Raw genomic sequence first — 18,877 nt, forward strand, 5'->3', positions numbered from 1 at the left:
TTTCTCCAACGGATACGAGGATTCAGCGGCGCCACCGCCGGGTGGCGGGGCAACGGCCCGGCGACCGGACCACCGGCCCGGCGCCTGGCTGTCTGCCCAGGTGATCGGTCGATCAGGCCTGGTGCTTGAGGATGTACTCGGCGGCGTCACCGACCGTCTTGAGGTTCTTGACGTCGTCGTCGGGGATCTTGACGTCGAAGCGCTCTTCGGCGGCGACGACGACCTCGACCATGGACAGCGAGTCGACGTCCAGGTCGTCGGTGAAGGACTTGTCCAGCTGGACGTCCTCGGTGGGGATCCCGGCGATCTCGTTCACGATCTCGGCGAGACCGGCGACGATCTCTTCCTGAGTGGCGGCCATGTCAGGCGCTCCTTCGTAGATATCCAGATGTGTGCGCCCACCGCGTCAGCGGCAGGTTGTGCAGTTCCCGCACCGGACCGCATGATCCGGCACGGAGTGCCTAGGGGAGGGTAACGACCGTCGCGGCGTACACGAGACCCGCCCCGAAGCCGATGACGAGCGCGGTGTCGCCGCTCTTCGCCTCGCCGGTCGCCAGGAGCCGCTCCATCGCGAGCGGGATCGAGGCGGCCGAGGTGTTGCCGGTGGTGCGGATGTCACGGGCGACCGTGACGTGCTCCGGCAGCCCCAGAGTCTTCACCATCGAGTCGATGATCCGCACGTTGGCCTGGTGCGGGATGAAGACGTCCAGGTCGTCCGGGGTGATCCCGGCCGCGTCCAGCGCCTGCTGGGCGACCTTCGCCATCTCGAACACGGCCCAGCGGAACACCGCCTGGCCCTCCTGCGTGATGGCCGGGAACTTGACGTTGCCCTGGCTGTCCAGCGGGAGTTGGGAGACGTCGCCGAGACGGAACGCGTTCCACGGCACCGTCTGCTTGATCGTCTCGGACTTGTCGCCCTCCGAACCCCACACGGTCGGGCCGATGTGCGGCTCCTCGGAGGGACCCACGACGACCGCGCCGGCACCGTCGCCGAACAGGAAGGCGGTGGCCCGGTCCTCCAGGTCCGTCAGGTCCGACAGCCGCTCCACGCCGATGACGAGGACGTACTCGGCGGAACCTTCCACCACCATGCCCTTGGCGAGCGTGAGGCCGTAGCCGAAGCCCGCGCAGCCCGCCGAGATGTCGAAGGCGGCGGCCTTGTTCGTGCCGAGCTTGTCGGCGATCTCGGTGGCGACGGCCGGGGTCTGGCTGAAGTGGGAGACGGTGGAGACGACGACCGCGCCGATCTGGTCGGCGGCGATCCCCGCGTCGGCGATCGCCTTGCCGGCCGCCTCGATCGACATCGCGGCGACGGTCTCCTCGTCGTTCGCCCAGTGCCGGGTCTCGATGCCGGAGCGGGAGCGGATCCACTCGTCGGAGGAGTCGATCTTCTCCAGGATCACCTCGTTCGGCACCACCCGGACCGGACGGTACCCGCCGACGCCGAGGATGCGCGCGTAGGGGGCGCCTTTGCGTGCCTTGATCTTCGACATGCTCTCGCTCTCCTGATCAGGCGCTGTGCTCGGCGATGAGTTCGCGAGCCGCGTCGAGGTCGTCGGGGGTCTTCAGGGCGAGGGTCTTGACGCCCGGCAGCGCGCGCTTGGCGATGCCGGTGAGGGTGCCGCCGGGGCACACCTCCATCAGCGCGGTCGCGCCCAGCTTCTCGAAGGTCTCCATGCACAGGTCCCAGCGGACCGGGTTGGCGACCTGGCCGACCAGGCGCTTGAGCACCTCGGCACCGGTCTCGACGGTCTGCCCGTCCTTGTTGGAGACGTACGTGACCTGCGGGTCGGCGGGCGTCAGCGCCTCGGCGGCGTGCGCGAGGGCGTCGACCGCCGGGGCCATGTGGTGGGTGTGGAAGGCGCCGGCCACCTTCAGCGGAACGACCCGGCGCACACCCTCCGGCTTGTCCGCCTCCAGGGCGGCGAGCTGCTCCAGGGTGCCGGCGGCCACGATCTGCCCGGCTCCGTTCACGTTCGCCGGGGTCAGGCCGAGCTTGTCCAGGTGCGGGATCGTCGTCTCGGGGTCGCCGCCGAGCAGGGCCGACATGCCGGTGGGCGTGATCGCGGCGGCGTCCGCCATGGCCAGGCCCCGCTTGCGGACGAGGGTCAGCGCGGCGGTGTCGCCGAGGACGCCCGCGAAGGCCGCCGCGGTGATCTCACCGACGCTGTGCCCGGCGACGGCGCCGGGGGCCCCCGCCACGTCAGCGGCAAATGTGTCGGTACCGAGTGCCGCGGCGGACAGCAGCCCGGCAGCCACCAGCAGGGGCTGGGCCACGGCGGTGTCCCGGATGGCGTCGGCGTCGGCCTGCGTGCCGTAGTGGACGAGGTCCAGTCCGATGGCCTCCGACCAGGCGCCGACGCGGTCGGCGGCGCCGGGGAGGTCGAGCCAGGGGGTCAGGAAGCCGGGCGTCTGGGCGCCCTGGCCGGGAGCGACGAGTACGAGCACTCTCACACTCTCTCTTGGGGACGGCCGGGGCCGCCCGTGGGGACAAGGACGAAGAACCGCAGGGGGTTTTGTGGGCCCCCGACAAAAGACTAGGTCTGGGGATCACCGTCGGCCAGACGCCCCAGGATCAGTGCGATCCGCAGCGTGAACGCGGAGCGTACATCAGAGGGCGACCAACCGGTGACGTCAGTCACACGTCGGAGCCGGTAGCGGACGGTGTTCGGGTGAACGAAGAGCATGCGCGCGGCGCCTTCGAGACTGGACGCCTGCTCCAGATAAACGCTGAGTGTTTCCAGGAGCGCCGAGCCCGCTTCCTCCAGCGGTCTGTAGATCTCCTCCACCAGTTGCTCGCGGGCGCTCGGATCGCCTGCGATCGCGCGCTCCGGCAGCAGATCGTCCGCCAGCACCGGGCGCGGTGCGTCCTGCCAGGCAGAACACGCCTTCAGGCCCGCGGCGGCGGCCTGCGCGGACCGGGTCGCGGCGAGCAGATCGGGCACGATCGGCCCGGCGACGACCGGACCGGCGGCGAACGGACCGATCAGCGACTTGGCGACGGCGAGCGGATTGTCACTGCCGCCGGCGATGACCACGAGCCGGTCGCCGAGCACTCCGGTGAGCACCTGCAACTTGGCATGCCGGGCAGCCCGTCGAATGGCCTCCACCGTCAACTCGCTGTCACCGTCGGGCGCCGTACCCAGCACCACGCACACATGTTCAGGCGAGTTCCAGCCAAGTGCGGCGGCCCGGCTGACGGCCCCCTCGTCGGCCTCCCCGCTCAGCACGGCGTTCACGACGAGCGACTCCAGGCGCGCGTCCCAGGCGCCGCGGGCCTCGGCGGCCTGGGCGTAGACCTGCGCGGTGGCGAAGGCGATCTCCCGCGCGTACACGAGGAGCGCCTCGCGCAGCACGGACTCGTCACCGGGGGCGGCCACCTCGTCGATGGCGGACTCCATGACCTCGATGGTGGTACGCACCATCTCCACGGTCTGCCGCAGCGTGATCGCCCGGGTCAGCTCGCGCGGCGCGGTCCCGAACACATCGGTGGAGATGGCCTGCGGGGCGTCGGGGTGCCGGAACCACTCGGTGAACGCGGCGATACCCGCCTGAGCCACCAACCCGATCCAGGAACGGTTCTCCGGAGGCATCGCCCGGTACCACGGCAGCGTCTCGTCCATGCGTGCGATGGCCTGCGCGGCGAGGCTTCCGGACGATTTCTCCAGCCGCTTCAGGGTCGCGGCGTGCGGATGGATGGAATGCGCTGCGGGCTCGGTGAGGCGGGATTCGGGTTCGGGCACGGGGACAAGACTGCCTTATCGGGACGGGACCGTGTGGCGGGGGTCCCTGACCGCGGGAGGTGCGGGGCTACGGTGGGGACCGTGACGGACGTACGGCGCGCCGGCGAGCGCTACCGCGGAGGGGACCCTGCCGCCGGGATCGAGTCCCTGCACGCCTTCAGCTTCGGCCCGCACTACGACCCGGACAATCTCCGCTTCGGCGCTGTGATCGCCTGCAACGAGGAGCGGCTCGCACCGGGCGCAGGCTTCGACGAGCACCCGCACAGCCACACGGAGATCGTCACATGGGTGGTGGAGGGCGAGCTGACCCACCGCGACTCCACGGGCCACACGTCGCTGATCCGCCCCGGCGACGTCCAGCGCCTGAGCGCGGGCGCCGGCGTCCGCCACGTGGAACGCAACGACGGGCAGGCTCCGCTGGTCTTCGTCCAGATGTGGCTTGCCCCCCGCGAACCGGGTGGCGACCCGGTCTACGAGGTGGTCCACGGTATCGCCGACTCGACCCCGTATGCGGTCCCGGAGGCGGGCGCGATGCTGCACGTACGGCGCTTGGGGGCGGGGGAGCGGACGGCGGTGCCGGACGCGGCGTATGTGTATGTGCACGTGGTGCGGGGCGAAGTGCGGTTGGACGGGGAGGAGCTGGGGCCGGGGGACGCGGCGCGGATCACGGACGCCAAGGACCTGGAGGTGGTGGCGGTGACGGGGGCGGATCTGCTGGTGTGGGAGATGACGGATCGCTGATCGCCGGGGTGCCGCGTCCGGGTCCGGATGTGCAGGGGGAGAGACCTGAGCCGGCAGGGCGCCGCGCAGGTGTAAGCCGCTCGTCCACGCGCCGGCGGACCGCACCCGATCGCGATCACCGTGGATCAGGCAGGTCAGCGCTGCAGGGTGAGGAGACCCGGCCGGTACGGCAGTTGCTCGTAGGGGGTGTTCACCGGTGTGGTGGGGGACTTGCCCTGGTAGACCAGGGCCGCAACCGCGGCGGCGAGCACCGCAGACACATGTCTGCGGCTGCACCTTCGTCTGTGCATGGGGACCTCGTAATCCGTGAGTGAGCGGTCCTGGTCGGCCCCGTCGGAGGCTGCGCGGACTGTCGATGTGGTGGCGGCGGAATGTTCGTTATGCCGAACAAAGGTCGAAGTGTCGAGCAAACTGGATCATAGAGAACCGGTGAACGGCGTCAATACCTCTCGCATGATTCGCGAGCCGGAACTTCGCAGCGCTTGCGCCGTAGACGGGTCGACCTCCGGGCTTTCCGGCGAGCCGAGAGACAGGACTTGCACGGGCAGATTGCGACCGCCGCCTGCGTATGGGGTCCGTCGTGTCCACCCTCCTGGAGCGAACGGTTCGGACGGTTCAATGTCTTGACGCCCCTCTGGAGTTCGCCGATAGTCATGGCTTGATCCGAACGGCCGAGTGACAGCCGCCTCGTTCCCTCGAATTGTTAGCGCTAACAATTCGAGAAAACGAGGCGGCAAATCCGCAGGCCCGGACGCGTCCGCCCGCCCTCAGGCCCCCATCAGCCCACCGCGAACCCCGTCGGGGCGCGGCTTGTTTTCCCCATATCGATGAACAAGGGAGTTCTGGTGCCTGCGTTGCTCATGTTCCGCCGACTGCGCCGGAGGCTCGTTGTCTCCTTGGCCGCGGTGGCGCTCGCCTTCACCGGCCTTATCGCCTTCAGCGAAGCCTCGCACGCCGCTACACAAGGGCCCTGCGACATTTACGCGGCGGGCGGCACGCCGTGCGTCGCGGCGCACAGCACCACCCGCGCGCTGTTCGCCTCCTACAACGGCCCGCTCTACCAGGTGCAGCGCGCGTCGGACAGTACGTCGCAGGACGTCGGGGTACTGTCCGCCGGAGGCGTCGCCAACGCCGCGGCGCAGGATTCCTTCTGCGCGGGCACCACCTGCACCATCACCCGCGTCTACGACCAGACCGGCGGCGGCAACACCCTGGTCTACCAGGGACCCGGCGGGACCGGCGGCGCCGACACGGCGGCCACCGCGAACACCGAACCGCTGAGCGTGGGCGGCCAGAAGGCTTACGCGCTTTACATCAACCCCGGTAACAGCTACTTCGCCTACAGCTCCACCGGGGGCGTGCCGACCGGCAGCTCACCCGAGGGCGAGTACATGGTCACCAGCGGCACCCACGTCAACGGCGGCTGCTGCTTCGACTACGGCAACACGGAGATCGACCACCATGCCGACGGCAACGGTGCCATGGACGCGATCAACTTCAGCACGGAATGCTGGTTCGGCGGGTGCAGCGGAACCGGGCCGTGGGTGCAGGCGGACCTGGAGAACGGCCTGTTCGTCGGTGGCAGCAAGGCGTGGAATCCCAACCAGGTCTCCGAGACCAGCCACTTCGTCACCGCGATGCTCAAGAACAACGGCACCACCCAGATGGCGCTGAAGGGCGCCAACGCGCAGTCCGGGAGCCTGACCCAGTTCTACAGCGGCTCACTGCCCACCGGGTACAACCCGATGCACAAGCAGGGCGCCATCATCCTCGGCAGCGGCGGTGACTGCTGCCAGACCAACCGCAACGCGAGCGCGGGCACCTTCTACGAGGGCGCCATGGTCAGGGGCTACCCCTCCGACGCCACCGACGCCGCGGTCCAGGCCGACGTCGCCGCGGCCGGTTACAGCACCACCACCCCCTTCACCCCGGGCGCGAAGGTCTCGCTGCAGGCCACCACCTCCTGCTGCACCGGCGACTACCTGCAGCACGACACCAGCGACGACAAGGTCGTGATCGCGCCGGTGACCTCCAGCAGTTCGGCCACCGACAAGGGCGACGCCACCTGGATCGTCCGCGCCGGCCTGGCCAACAGCAACTGCGTCTCCTTCGAGTCGGCCAACACACCCGGCAGTTACCTCAGGCACTACGCGTTCCAGCTCCATCTCCAGCCCAATGACGGCACCGGCCAGTTCGCCGCCGACGCCACCTTCTGCTCCAAGCCGGGAAACAGCGGCACGGGCTACTCCCTGCAGTCCTTCAACTACCCGGCCAAGTACATCCGCCACTACAAATTCACGGCCTACATAGCCGGCAACGGCGGCTCCAACGCCTGGGACAACCCGTCGTCGTGGGCCCAGGACACCAGTTGGCTCACCGCATCTCCCTGGAGCTGACGAGCAACCGGCCTCTCTGAGCGCCTCCAGCGCATGGTGACCGAGGGCGTCGTCAGCCCCGTACCTCCGCCAGCACCGCGTCCGTGAACGGCGTCCACGCCTCGATCGCCCACGGGCCGAAGGCGCGGTCCGTCAGCGCCACGCACGCCACCCCCGCGTCCGGGTCGATCCACAGGAACGTGCCCGACTGGCCGAAGTGGCCGAAGGTCCGCGGGGACGACGAACTGCCCGTCCAGTGCGGTGACTTGGAGTCGCGGATCTCGAACCCCAGTCCCCAGTCGTTCGGGTTCTGGTGGCCGTAGCCGGGCAGCACCCCCTTCGTCCCGGGGTACTGCACCGTCATCGCCTCCGCCACCGTGCGCGGATCCAGCAGCCGCGGCGCCTGCACCTCCGCCGCGAACCGAGCCAGGTCCGCCACCGTGGAGACGCCGTCCTTCGCCGGGGAGCCGTCGAGGGTCGTGGACGTCATGCCGAGCGGCTCGAGGACCGCCTGCCGGGCGTACTCGGCGAACGGGATGTCCGTCGCCTTCGCAACATGGTCACCCAGCACCTCGAACCCGGCGTTCGAGTACAGCCGACGCTCTCCGGGCGCCGACGTCACCCGGTGCTCGTCGAAGGCCAGCCCGGACGTGTGCGCGAGCAGATGGCGTACCGTCGCCCCGGACGGCCCGGCCGGTTCGTCCAGCTCGATGGCCCCCTCCTCGTACGCGACGAGCACCGCGTACGCGGCCAGCGGCTTGGTCACCGAGGCCAGCGGAAAGCGGTGTTCGACCGGACCGTGCGTCCCGAGCACGGTGCCGTCCGCCCGGACGACCGCCGCGGCGGCGGTGGGGACGGGCCAGTCAGTGATCAGGGCCAGGCTCTGCAGGGGCATGCCCCGAGCCTATGCGGCTCACAGCTGCAGCCGCATCGAGGGGTCCGGCTTGCGCACGAAGCCCAGGGACGCGTACAGCGGCTCCGCCTCGGCGGACGCGTTCAGGTCGACCTGGGGGACGCCCTGCTCCCGGAACCAGCCCAGCACCTCCTCCATGCAGGCGCGGGCATAGCCCCGGCGGCGCACGTCCGGATCGGTGGCCACGCTGAAGACGTGTCCGACCCGCCCGTGCGGATTGCCGGCCCGCCCGATCCGGTACTCGATCGTCCCGGCCACCAGCGCCGCCAGCGCCCCCGGCCGCTCCGGATGGTCCACGACGAACGCCGCGAAGCCGCCGTCCGGATCGGCGAGCCGGCCGCGCAGGGCCGGTAGGGACTCCGCGTGCCACTTTGTGGAGGAGTCGGAGGGGTCGGAGGAGAAGACCGAATCGATCATCACCTGGCGCAGGCGCAGCACTTCTTCGGCGTCCTCGGGCACGGCCCGGCGTACGAGACTCATGTCCCGCACGCTAGCCACAGCCCGTCGTCCGGGTCTCGCCATTTTCATTACATTCCGCTTGCTTGGAGTGCACTCGAAGGCCCTAGCGTGGGGGCCATGACGGTGATCGAGACCTTGGCCGAGGCGGCCGAAAACGGGACCGACATCTGCGGCGTACCGCCCGGGCGGCACCCCCGCCCCGACGGGCAGGACAGTTACACGATCAGCGAGGTCGTCGCCTTCACCGGTCTGACGGCGCACACCTTGCGCTGGTACGAGCGGATCGGGCTGATGCCCCATGTGGACCGCTCGCACACCGGCCAGCGCCGCTACTGCAACGCCGACCTGGACTGGCTCGACCTCGTCGGCAAGCTCCGGCTCACCGGCATGCCCGTGGCCGACATGGTGCGCTACGCGGAACTGGTGCGCGCCGGAGACCATACCTACGCCGAGCGGTACGAACTCCTGGAGGCGACCCGCCGGGACGTGCTCGCCCGGATCGCGGAGCTCCAGGACACGCTCGCGGTGCTCAACCGGAAGATCGATTTCTACGCGGACGCCGGGCGCGCCCTGGCGTCGGAGAGGCCCCGATGACGGACAGCAGGATCTCGCAGGTGCGGCTCGGCGACGACGGCCCCGAGGTGGGTGTGCAGGGACTCGGCTGCATGGGCATGAGTTTCGCGTACGGCCCCGCGGACGCCGAGGAGTCGCGTGTCGCACTGGAGCGGGCGCTGGAGCTCGGCGTCACCCTGTACGACACGGCGGACATGTACGGCGCGGGGGAGAACGAGAAGTTCCTGTCGCCGTTCTTCAAGGCCCATCGGGACGAGGTCGTCATCGCCACCAAGTTCGCGATCTCCACCTCGCCCGACGACCCCTTCAAGCGGGTCGTCCGCAACGACCCGCCCTACATCCGCCGGTGCGTCGAGGCGAGCCTGAAGCGCCTGGACGTCGACGTGATCGACCTCTACTACATGCACCGCCGGGACGTGAACGTGCCGATCGAGGAGAGCGTCGGCACCATGGCGGAGCTGGTGCGCGAGGGCAAGGTCAAGCACCTCGGGCTGAGCGAGGTCACCGCCGACGAACTCCGGGCGGCCCGGGCCGTCCACCCGATCGCCGCGGTGCAGTCGGAGTGGTCGCTGTTCAGCCGGGACATCGAGGCTCACGTGGTGCCGGCCGCCAAGGAGCTGGGCGTGGCCCTGGTGCCGTACTCGCCGCTCGGCCGCGGCTTCCTCACGGGCTCCTTCTCGAACGCGGAGACGGACCTCACGGACCAGGACTTCCGCCGTACGATGCCCCGCTTCACGGGCGAGAACGCGGCCGCCAACCGGGCGCTGCTCGAACCGATCCGGTCGGTGGCGAAGGCCCACGACGCCTCGCCGGCGCAGATCGCGCTGGCCTGGGTGCAGCAGCAGGCCGCGGTGCGCGGCCTCGCGGTGGTCCCCATCCCGGGCACGACCAAGCGCTCACGGGTGGAGGAGAACGTGACGGCGACGCGGATCGTCCTGTCGGAGGAGGAGCTGTCCCTGCTGGAGCCGATCGCGTCCAAGGTGGCAGGCGACCGCTACCCGGACATGAGCTTCACGTCGGTGGGGCGGGAGTAGGCGCTCACCGAACCCGGCAGGCGCTCAGAGTTCCGCCAGCAACTCCGCCTTCTTCACGGAGAACTCCTCGTCCGTGACGAGCCCCGCCTCATGCAGCTCCCCGAGGTGGCGAATCCGCTCGGCGATGTCCGCCGGGTCCCTACGAGCGGCGGGCACCGCGACCGGGGCGGTGCCCGCCGCCCGCGCAGCGGCCAGCACGGCCGCGGCGAACGGCAACGACTCATGCACCGGGCCGTAGCCGAGCCCGAACACCACGGCCGCCGGGTCCTGGTCCGGCTGAGCCGGCGGCGAGCCACCCGCATCTCGGCGCAGCAGTCGCAGGTACCCGTCGAACGCCTCGGGCGACCGCCACTCCACCCCGCTGAGTCCGGTGACCGGGAAACTCTGGTCGCCGGCCTTCCACTTGGCCGAGGACGCGCCCGTCCTAAACCAGCGGAAGGACACCGCCCCGCCGTCGAAGGACGCCTTCCCGTCGTATGCCTTGAACTGCAGCGGCGCCTCGGGCGGCGCGACCAGGAACCGCTCGGCGGGGGCGCCGTCAGCGCTGATACGGGCGCACAGCTCGTCCACGTAGGACTGGGCGAGGCTCTCGCGGTCGGCGGGCAGGACCAGCCGGTAGGGGTCGGAGGTCTCCTTGAGCTGTCCGTCCGCCGCCTCCATCAGCGGGTCGGCGCCGGGTCTGGGCAGCGCGTGCAGGACCAAGGTCCCGCGTCTGCCCGGGCGCAGTGTGACCCCCGCGATCGCCTCCAGGGGGATACGGCGCTGCCCGAGCGCCTGGAACAGCTTCGGTGTGCGGATCCCCCGTTCGAAGCGGATGAGCACGGAGTCGGACTCGAACTCCCAGACGGCATGAAATCCGGCCAGTACGTCACCCATGCGGCTCATCGTATGCGGCACGCGCTCCTCCGTCGCTCCCCGAGCAGACCGCAATTCCTGGTCTTCTACGCGCGTCCGACCGGCGCGGTGCCGGGCAGATCCGACCGGCACGCGTCATCGTCGTGTGCGCAGTGCACCGCGTCGTACGCACCGACGCCGATCTCGGCGAAGTTGTGCAGGCTCTCGGTGCCCGGCGCGAAGTAGCCGGCGTGCCCCTCCGCCCCGTGTGCGGACAGCACCCTCGCGCCGAAGCCCCGGGAGACCGGGTCGGCGCCGTGGCCGAGGCCCCCGACCTCCAGGTAGGGCACGTCCTGGATCCAGTCGTCGGCGTCCCGCATGGCCCACACCCGGGCCGTGGTGTGCAGCCCGGTGGCCGACTCGGTGCGCATGCCGGGGCTGCCCGCCACCGTTATGTCGGACACCCGCGCGGGCAGCGTGCGCGCGGCGATCCCGCACAGCACCGAGCCGTAGCTGTGGCAGTACAGCTGGACGGACGAGCGGCCGGGCAGAGCCCGCAGCAGGGCGTTCAGCCGGACGGCGCCCACCTCGGCGCGCATCGCGGTCGCGGCTTCCATGCCGAGGCCGCCGGGCGAGGTGTAGTCGGCCCAGGCGATCACGGCCGTACGGGTCCCGGGGCTCGCCGCCCGCTCCGCCGCGTACAGCGACTGGGCCATGCCGACCGGGGCCGAGTACTGGCGGACGGTGCGCTGGAAGGTGAGCAGGTCGGTGTCGACGCCGGGCACGACGACCGAGACCCGCTGGGCGGAGTCCAGGTCACCGAAGACCTCCGCGACCCGGCCCGAACCGGCCGGGTCGAAGGCGAGGATCTGCCGGCCTTTCTGCATCAGCGCCTCGAAGCGGTGCATGAGGCGGCCCGCCTCCTGCTGGCCCACCGACGACAGCCGGTCGTCGTGCATCCGTGCGCGCTCGACCCTCCGCTGCTGGTCGAGGGCGATGTGGTTGGCCTCGTAACGCAGGCCCACCGGCGCGCCGTTCATGTTGCCGACCGCGAGCGGGTAACGGTGGGCGAGCCGGGAGCGCTGGTGGGCGCCGATCGAGGAGAAGAAGCGGGCGAGGTGGGCCGGGGAGTCACCGGGGTCCGGGAGCCTGTGACCGGCGATCGCGCCGTGCTCCCACGCAGAACGCGACGCCTCGAGGGGCGTCGCGCCACGATGGCTGCGCACGGCGGTCCAGCCGGTCGTCGCGAGCATCACGAAGACCACGGCCAGCGCGAGCAGTGCGCGCCAGACGTTGAGTTGCGGGGAGGTGTCGAAGGAAGTCACTGGGAGGACACACTAGGAGAACGAGAGGGTCTCGCGTTAACCGAGTGACGCGTCTCACGTTTCTCATATGCCAATTAGGGCAAAATGGGTAGGCCTTGCGTTCGATCGTCACGCTGAGTCGATGAGGTGCACGTCACTTGGCACACGCTGTCACGGAGAGGTCACCCGCCCGGCCGCTGTCGCCTCGGGGTGCGCCGGGAATTCACTTGACGACCACGGGGTCGACACGCAATCAGTTCCCGCTCTGCGTACGTCGTCACTGCGTGCGCCACTTGTCCGCCAACGCGGGCCGGAGGGCGTCGAGATACGCGGCCGTCAGCTCGCGGATCGCGTCCACGCTGGTGTCGCCGCCCGCGCACCACAGGCGTTCCGTGACCCGGATCACCCCGCCGAACACGGCCACCGCGACACGCGGTCGCGGGTCGGTGTCCATGTCGAGCCCCTCACGCCCGGCGATGATCCGGGCGATCTCCTCCTCCAGCTCCGCCGAGCGGCGCAGATGGGTGGCGAACAGGGAGGGTGTCGACTCGATCAACCGGTAGGTGCGCATGTGGAGTTCCACCGGAACGATCCGCTCGATGGCCTCGCCGATGCCGTCCCAGCCCTCCAGCACCGCCTGCCGCAGCGCCTCCAACGGGGCCTCGTCGCGCGGCCGTCCGCGCAGGAGGTCGACGAAGTGCTCCTCCGCGACGGACTGGGCGAAGAAGACGACGTCCTCCTTGCCGGCGAAGTACCGGAAGAAGGTGCGCTGCGAGACGTCCACGGCCTCGGCGATGTCGTCGACGGTCGTCTCCTCGTACCCCCGGGTGGTGAACAGCTCCAGGGCGGCACGCAACAGCGCGTCCCGGGTGCGCTGCTTCTTGCGCTCACGCAGACCCGGCCGCGACGCCGTTTCCATCAGTCCTCATTCCGTTCATCCGTCTCGTTCACACTATCCGGGAGCGGCGTGACAGTTACCGACTTGTGAACTGGTTTGTCAATTGTCAGTGGCTGTCACTAGCCTCGCCCACATGACTAGTCAGACCGTCGACACGACAGGGCCGGGGGACAAGGCGCCGGCAGCCCCGTCGGACCCCGCGCCGGGCAGGGGGCTGCGCGGGCACCCGTGGTTCACCCTGATCACCGTTGCCGTGGGGGTCATGATGGTGGCCCTGGACGGCACCATCGTGGCCATCGCCAACCCGGCCATCCAGAAGGACCTGCGCGCCAGCTTCGCCGATGTCCAGTGGATCACCAACGGCTACTTCCTCGCCCTCGCGGTCTCCCTGATCACCGCGGGCAAGCTCGGCGACCGCTTCGGTCACCGGCAGACCTTCCTCATCGGTGTGACCGGCTTCGCCGCCGCGTCGGGCGCCATCGGCCTGTCGCACAGCATCGCCGCGGTCGTCACCTTCCGCGTCTTCCAGGGCCTGTTCGGCGCGCTGCTGATGCCGGCCGCGCTCGGTCTGCTGCGGGCCACCTTCCCGGCCGAGAAGCTGAACATGGCGATCGGCATCTGGGGCATGGTCATCGGCGCCTCCACCGCGGGCGGCCCGATCCTCGGCGGCGTCCTCGTCGAGCACGTGAACTGGCAGTCGGTGTTCTTCATCAACGTTCCGGTCGGCGCCCTCGCCCTGGTCCTGGGCCTGCTGATCCTGACCGACCACCGCGCCGAGAACGCGCCGCGCTCCTTCGACGTCCTCGGCATCGCGCTGCTGTCCGGCGCCATGTTCTGCCTGGTCTGGGCACTGATCAAGGCCCCGACGTGGGGCTGGGGCGACGGGAAGACGTGGCTGTTCATCGGAGCGTCCGTGCTGGGCTTCGCCCTCTTCTCCATCTGGGAGACGAGGGTGAAGGAGCCGCTGATCCCGCTGTCGCTGTTCCGTTCGGTGCCGCTGTCCGCCGGTGTCGTCCTGATGGTCCTGATGGCGATCGCCTTCATGGGCGGCCTGTTCTTCGTCACCTTCTACCTGCAGAACGTGCACGGGATGAGCCCGATCGACGCCGGCCTGCACCTCCTGCCGCTCACCGGCATGATGATCGTGGGCTCACCGCTCGCGGGCGCGCTGATCACCAAGCTGGGCCCCCGCATTCCGCTCGCCGGCGGCATGCTCGCCACCGCCGTCGCCATGTACGGCATGTCCACGCTCAAGGCGGGCACGGGGAGCGCCACCATGTCGCTGTGGTTCGCCCTCCTGGGACTCGGCCTGGCCCCCGTGATGGTCGGCGCCACCGAGGTCATCGTGGGCAACGCGCCCATGGAGCTGTCCGGTGTGGCCGGTGGTCTCCAGCAGGCCGCCATGCAGATCGGCGGCAGCCTCGGTACGGCGGTGCTGGGCGCCGTGATGGCCTCCAAGGTGGACCACGACCTGCCCGGCAACTGGAAGGACGCGGGACTCCCGCCGATCGGCCAGGCCCAGCTGGACCAGGCCTCCGAGGCCGTACAGGTCGGCGTCGCCCCGGTGCCGAAGGGCACGCCGGAGGCGTTCGCCGCGAAGATCACCTCCGTCGCGCACGACACGTTCATCTCCGGGATGAGCCTCGCCTCCCTCGTCGCGGCCGGGGTCGCGGCCGCGGCCGTACTGGTCGCGCTGCTCACCAGGCGCGGGGAGAACGCGGAGGCGGGCGCGGGCGCCGCGCACATCTGACGCCGCCAGAGGGCAAGTTCGCTCATCAGGGTGAAGGCGCTCAAGATCCCTCCCGCCGGGCGTGCGCCGCGGGTCACAGTGGGTCACGTCCTGCGGTGCGCTGCTGGAGGGGGGCAGCGCATCGGCAGGACTGAAACGCGAAACGGGGGTACCCGCACATCAGCCCGAACCGACGGCTGAGTCAGGGAGTTGATGATGGCGGGCTTCGGACACGGCACGCGCAGGTACCCCCGCTCACGGAGCCGGATGTGGTCCCGGAGCGGGCCGGATAGCGCGACGCTGGGGATCGTCGGAGTCATCTGCGCGATCGCGGGCTTCTTCGCCCTCGGCATCATCCTTGGCCCGGTCGCGGTCATCTGCGGCTGGCTGGCCATGGGCCGCACCTGGACGGGAAGCCGTTCGGTGCCGGCCCTGGTGGCCGTGGTCCTGGGAGCGATCGACACGCTCCTGGCGATCGTGTGGCTGGCGGGCGGGACACCCGGTTTGACGTAGTCGGTAGCCGTGCAGCTGCACAGCTGCGGGCAGTCGTGCCTCCCCCAGTGCCCTGAAGGGCACTGGGGACCCCCGGGGGCGGAACCCGCCCCCGGCCAGCCCCAGCCCAGCACCGGGCACCGCTACAGCTGACGTTCCTGCCGCGCGGCACGCGACAACGCCGCGACCTCGCCCCGAAGCGCCCGCACCTCCTGCGTCAACGCCTCGATCGCCGCGGTCTGCCGCCGCTCCTCCACGTCGTCCTTCTCGAACCGCGCGATGAACCACGTGGCGATGTTGGCGGTCACCACACCCAGCAGGGCTATCCCCGACAGCATCAGCCCGACCGCGATCATCCGCCCCAGCCCGGTGGTCGGCGCGTGATCCCCGTACCCCACGGTCGTCATCGTCGTGAACGACCACCACACCGCGTCGCCCAGCGTCCTGATGTTCCCGCGCGGCGACTGGCGTTCCACCGACAGCACGGCCAGCGACCCGAACATCAGCAGCCCGATCACGGCTCCGCCGACATACGTCGTCAGCCGGATCTGCGAGGCCATCCGCGCCCGCCGCCCCACGAGTATCAGCGTGGCCACCATCCGCAGCAGTCTGAGCGGCTGCAGCATCGGCAGGATCACCGCGCACAGGTCCAGCCAGTGCGTCCGTACGAACTCACGCCGCTGCCCGGACAGCGCCAGCCGCACCAGGTAGTCGGCGGCGAACGCCGCCCACACCGCCCACTCCACCACCGCGCACGCGGTCGCCAGTGCCCGGCTCGCCCCGCTTTCCACGATCGGCACGGCGTACGCGACGCCGAACAGGACCGCCAGCGCCAGCAGGGGGCGCTGGGTGTGGTACTCCCAACGGCCCTGCGCCGACTGCTCGTTCATGCCCGCATCGTAAAGAACGTAAAGAGACATGACGACGAAGGGCGGCGGGAGCGGGGCACCGCCGCCCTTCGACCGCTATCGCTCAGGCCGAGCGCAGCGTGATGTCACGCGTCGCCGCCGGCCGCGCCGGGGTCCGCCGCCGTCACGTCCAGCAGCTGGTACCGGTCGATGGCCTGCTTCAGCACCGAGCGGTCGACCTTCCCCTCCTTCGCCAGCTCCGCGAGCACCGCCACCACGACGGACTGCGCGTCGATGTGGAAGAAGCGGCGCGCCGCACCGCGCGTGTCGGCGAAGCCGAAGCCGTCCGCGCCCAGCGACTGGTACGTCCCCGGCACCCAGCGCGCGATCTGGTCCGGCACCGACCGCATCCAGTCGGAGACCGCCACGAACGGCCCCTCCGCACCGCTGAGCTTCCGCGTCACGTACGGGACGCGCTGCTCCTCCTCCGGGTGCAGCAGGTTGTGCTCCTCGCACGCCACGGCCTCGCGCCGCAGCTCGTTCCAGGAGGTCGCCGACCAGACGTCGGCCTTCACGTTCCACTCCTCGGCGAGGATCCTCTGCGCCTCGACCGCCCAGGGCAGGGCGACACCGGAGGCCATGATCTGCGCCGGGACGGAGCCCGCCGTGCCCTCGCTGAAGCGGTAGACGCCCTTGAGGATGCCCTCGACGTCCACGTTCGCCGGCTCGGCCGGGTGCTGGATGGGCTCGTTGTAGACGGTGAGGTAGTAGAAGACGTCCTCGCCGTGCGGGTGCTCGGGCGAGGAGCCGTACATCCGGCGCAGACCGTCCTGCACGATGTAGGCGATCTCGTAGGCGAACGCCGGGTCGTACGCCACGCACGCCGGGTTCGTCGAGGCGAGCAGCTGCGAGTGGCCGTCCGCGTGTTGCAGCCCCTCACCGGTCAGCGTCGTACGGCCGGCGGTCGCGCCCAGGACGAAGCCGCGCGCCAGCTGGTCGGCCATCTGCCAGAACTGGTCGCCGGTGCGCTGGAAACCGAACATCGAGTAGAAGACGTACACCGGGATGAGCGGCTCGCCGTGCGTGGCGTACGCCGAGCCCGCCGCGATCAGCGACGCGGTGCAGCCCGCCTCGGAGATGCCGTCGTGCAGCATCTGCCCGGTCGGCGACTCCTTGTACGCGAGCAGCAGGTCCCGGTCCACGGCCTCGTACTGCTGGCCGAGCGGGTTGTAGATCTTCGCGCTCGGGAAGAACGAGTCCATGCCGAAGGTGCGGTACTCGTCGGGCGCGATCAGCACGAACCGCCTGCCGAGCTCCTTGTCCCGCATGAGGTCCTTCAGCAGTCGTACGAACGCCATGGTCGTGGCGATCGACTGCTGACCGGAGCCCTTCTTCACGGTCGCGTATGTCTTGTCGTCCGGCAGCGCCAGCGGCTTCGACCGCACGACCCGCGTCGGGACGTATCCGCCGCACGCCTTGCGCATGTCGTGCATGTACTGGATCTCCTCCGAGTCCCGGCCCGGGTGGTAGTACGGCGGCGGGCCGGACTCCAGCTCCTTGTCGGAGATCGGCAGGTGCAGGCGGTCCCGGAAGTGCTTGAGGTCGGTGACCGTCAGCTTCTTCATCTGGTGGGTGGCGTTGCGGCCCTCGAAGTTCGGGCCCAGCGTCCAGCCCTTGATCGTCTTGGCCAGGATCACCGTCGGCTGGCCCTTGTGGGCCTTGGCCGCGGAGAAGGCGGCGTAGATCTTGCGGTGGTCGTGACCTCCACGGCCCAGGTGCAGGATCTGGTCGTCGCTCATGTTCTCGACCATCGCGCGCAGCCGCAGGTCGTCGCCGAAGAAGTGCTCGCGGATGTACGCGCCGGACTCGGTGGCGTACGTCTGGAACTGGCCGTCCGGCGTGGTGTTCATCTTGTTGACCAGCACGCCGTCCCGGTCCTGGGCCAGCAGCGGGTCCCAGGAGCGGTCCCAGATCAGCTTGATCACGTTCCAGCCGGCGCCCCGGAAGACCGACTCAAGCTCCTGGATGATCTTCCCGTTGCCGCGGACCGGGCCGTCCAGGCGCTGCAGGTTGCAGTTGACCACGAACGTGAGGTTGTCGAGGCCCTCGCGGGCGGCGATCGTCAGCTGTCCGAGCGACTCCGGCTCGTCCATCTCGCCGTCGCCCAGGAACGCCCACACGTGCGACTTGGAGGTGTCGGCGATGCCGCGAGCCTCCATGTAGCGGTTCATCCGCGCCTGGTAGATCGCGCCGATCGGGCCGAGGCCCATGGAGACCGTCGGGAACTCCCAGAAGTCCGGCATCGAGCGCGGGTGCGGGTAGCTGGAGAGGCCGTACGGCGCCTTGGACTTCTCCTGGCGGAACCCGTCCAGGTGCTGCTCGGTGAGCCGGTCGAGGAGGTACGCGCGGGCGTAGATGCCCGGCGAGGCGTGCCCCTGGAAGAAGACCTGGTCGCCGCCGTCGCCCTCGTCCTTGCCGCGGAAGAAGTGGTTGAAGCCCACGTCGTACAGCGAGGCGGAGGAGGCGAAGGTGGCGATGTGGCCGCCCACGCCGATACCGGGGCGCTGGGCGCGGGAGACCATGACGGCGGCGTTCCACCGGGTGGCGTTGAGGATCTTGCGTTCGATCTCCTCGTTGCCGGGGAAGAACGGTTCGCTCTTGGTGGGGATGGTGTTGACGTAGTCCGTGCTGCGCATCTCGGGCACGGCCACGCGTCGCTCACGGGCCCGCTCGATCAGACGGAGCATCAGGTAGCGGGCCCGCTCCCGGCCGCGCTCGTCCACGGCGGCGTCGAGCGAGTCGAGCCACTCCTGGGTTTCTTCGGGGTCGAAGTCAGGAACCTGACTCGGAAGGCCGCCAATGATGATCGGATTGCGATCGGATCCGGAAGCCACGCTGTTCCTTACCTGTCAGAGGGCCACTTTTTCCTGTGCC

The 18,877-nt window shown here is 69.9% G+C and carries 18 protein-coding genes; 6 read left to right on the top strand and 12 right to left on the bottom strand.

Annotated features, from left to right (window positions below):
- Positions 1–112: 112 nt before the first annotated feature.
- The 4 genes from ACZ7L1_RS18330 to fasR all read right to left on the bottom strand — a co-directional run bounded on the left by ACZ7L1_RS18330 (position 113) and on the right by fasR (position 3,743).
- Positions 113–361, bottom strand: a complete 249-nt coding sequence (locus tag ACZ7L1_RS18330) for an acyl carrier protein (RefSeq protein ID WP_043440034.1) — start codon at positions 359–361, stop codon at positions 113–115.
- A 100-nt stretch (positions 362–461) separates the two neighbouring features.
- Positions 462–1,493: a beta-ketoacyl-ACP synthase 3 gene (locus ACZ7L1_RS18335; RefSeq protein WP_471438304.1), complete on the bottom strand. Its 1,032-nt coding sequence runs from the start codon at positions 1,491–1,493 to the stop codon at positions 462–464.
- Between the two features lie 16 nt (positions 1,494–1,509).
- Complete coding sequence (locus ACZ7L1_RS18340) at positions 1,510–2,448, bottom strand: ACP S-malonyltransferase (protein ID WP_471438306.1); 939 nt, start codon at positions 2,446–2,448, stop codon at positions 1,510–1,512.
- Between the two features lie 89 nt (positions 2,449–2,537).
- Positions 2,538–3,743, bottom strand: a complete 1,206-nt coding sequence (gene fasR / locus ACZ7L1_RS18345) for a fatty acid biosynthesis transcriptional regulator FasR (protein ID WP_471438308.1) — start codon at positions 3,741–3,743, stop codon at positions 2,538–2,540.
- Positions 3,744–3,824: 81 nt separating this feature from the next.
- On the opposite strand from fasR, the gene ACZ7L1_RS18350 reads away from it, so the two are divergent.
- Positions 3,825–4,484, top strand: coding sequence for a pirin family protein (locus ACZ7L1_RS18350; protein WP_471438310.1), 660 nt, complete (start codon positions 3,825–3,827; stop codon positions 4,482–4,484).
- Positions 4,485–4,618: 134 nt separating this feature from the next.
- Here ACZ7L1_RS18350 and ACZ7L1_RS18355 read toward each other — a convergent pair whose 3' ends face one another.
- The gene (locus ACZ7L1_RS18355) at positions 4,619–4,744 is read right to left on the bottom strand and encodes a hypothetical protein (protein WP_471438312.1); all 126 of its coding nucleotides are present in this window, start codon (positions 4,742–4,744) and stop codon (positions 4,619–4,621) included.
- A gap of 600 nt (positions 4,745–5,344) precedes the next feature.
- Between ACZ7L1_RS18355 and ACZ7L1_RS18360 the strand changes: the two genes are divergently transcribed.
- On the top strand, positions 5,345–6,880 hold the full coding sequence (locus ACZ7L1_RS18360) for an alpha-L-arabinofuranosidase B (protein WP_471438530.1): 1,536 nt from the start codon (positions 5,345–5,347) through the stop codon (positions 6,878–6,880).
- Positions 6,881–6,932: 52 nt separating this feature from the next.
- Here ACZ7L1_RS18360 and ACZ7L1_RS18365 read toward each other — a convergent pair whose 3' ends face one another.
- Together ACZ7L1_RS18365 and ACZ7L1_RS18370 are read right to left on the bottom strand one after the other, a co-directional pair.
- Entirely contained in the window at positions 6,933–7,754 is an 822-nt protein-coding gene (locus ACZ7L1_RS18365; RefSeq protein WP_471438314.1) for a serine hydrolase domain-containing protein, read from the bottom strand.
- Between the two features lie 18 nt (positions 7,755–7,772).
- Positions 7,773–8,252, bottom strand: a complete 480-nt coding sequence (locus ACZ7L1_RS18370) for a GNAT family N-acetyltransferase (RefSeq protein WP_471438316.1) — start codon at positions 8,250–8,252, stop codon at positions 7,773–7,775.
- A gap of 96 nt (positions 8,253–8,348) precedes the next feature.
- Here ACZ7L1_RS18370 and ACZ7L1_RS18375 point away from each other — a divergent pair, with 96 nt between their 5' ends.
- Both ACZ7L1_RS18375 and ACZ7L1_RS18380 read left to right on the top strand, forming a co-directional pair.
- Positions 8,349–8,825, top strand: coding sequence for a MerR family transcriptional regulator (locus ACZ7L1_RS18375; RefSeq protein ID WP_181139046.1), 477 nt, complete (start codon positions 8,349–8,351; stop codon positions 8,823–8,825).
- A complete protein-coding gene (locus ACZ7L1_RS18380; protein WP_471438318.1) occupies positions 8,822–9,838 on the top strand; it encodes an aldo/keto reductase in 1,017 nt (338 codons plus the stop codon). The genes ACZ7L1_RS18375 and ACZ7L1_RS18380 overlap by 4 nt, the downstream gene beginning before the upstream one ends.
- Before the next feature lie 24 nt (positions 9,839–9,862).
- Here ACZ7L1_RS18380 and ACZ7L1_RS18385 read toward each other — a convergent pair whose 3' ends face one another.
- From ACZ7L1_RS18385 to ACZ7L1_RS18395, 3 genes are all read right to left on the bottom strand, one after another.
- A complete protein-coding gene (locus tag ACZ7L1_RS18385; protein WP_471438320.1) occupies positions 9,863–10,714 on the bottom strand; it encodes a DUF4429 domain-containing protein in 852 nt (283 codons plus the stop codon).
- Between the two features lie 65 nt (positions 10,715–10,779).
- Positions 10,780–11,997, bottom strand: coding sequence for an alpha/beta hydrolase (locus ACZ7L1_RS18390; RefSeq protein ID WP_471438322.1), 1,218 nt, complete (start codon positions 11,995–11,997; stop codon positions 10,780–10,782).
- A 256-nt stretch (positions 11,998–12,253) separates the two neighbouring features.
- Positions 12,254–12,895, bottom strand: coding sequence for a TetR family transcriptional regulator (locus ACZ7L1_RS18395; RefSeq protein ID WP_471438324.1), 642 nt, complete (start codon positions 12,893–12,895; stop codon positions 12,254–12,256).
- Positions 12,896–13,007: 112 nt separating this feature from the next.
- Between ACZ7L1_RS18395 and ACZ7L1_RS18400 the strand changes: the two genes are divergently transcribed.
- Positions 13,008–14,624 carry an MFS transporter gene (locus ACZ7L1_RS18400; protein ID WP_471438326.1) on the top strand — a complete coding sequence of 539 codons (1,617 nt, stop codon included), beginning with the start codon at positions 13,008–13,010 and terminating at the stop codon, positions 14,622–14,624.
- Between the two features lie 192 nt (positions 14,625–14,816).
- The gene (locus tag ACZ7L1_RS18405; RefSeq protein WP_471438328.1) at positions 14,817–15,116 is read left to right on the top strand and encodes a small hydrophobic protein; all 300 of its coding nucleotides are present in this window, start codon (positions 14,817–14,819) and stop codon (positions 15,114–15,116) included.
- A gap of 122 nt (positions 15,117–15,238) precedes the next feature.
- Here the strand turns inward: ACZ7L1_RS18405 and ACZ7L1_RS18410 are convergent, their stop codons facing one another.
- Together ACZ7L1_RS18410 and aceE are read right to left on the bottom strand one after the other, a co-directional pair.
- On the bottom strand, positions 15,239–15,985 hold the full coding sequence (locus ACZ7L1_RS18410; RefSeq protein WP_471438330.1) for a potassium channel family protein: 747 nt from the start codon (positions 15,983–15,985) through the stop codon (positions 15,239–15,241).
- Positions 15,986–16,089: 104 nt separating this feature from the next.
- On the bottom strand, positions 16,090–18,837 hold the full coding sequence (aceE, locus tag ACZ7L1_RS18415) for a pyruvate dehydrogenase (acetyl-transferring), homodimeric type (RefSeq protein WP_471438332.1): 2,748 nt from the start codon (positions 18,835–18,837) through the stop codon (positions 16,090–16,092).
- Between the last annotated feature and the right edge of the window lie 40 nt (positions 18,838–18,877).

This window comes from Streptomyces sp. NPDC107546 (assembly GCF_055639175.1).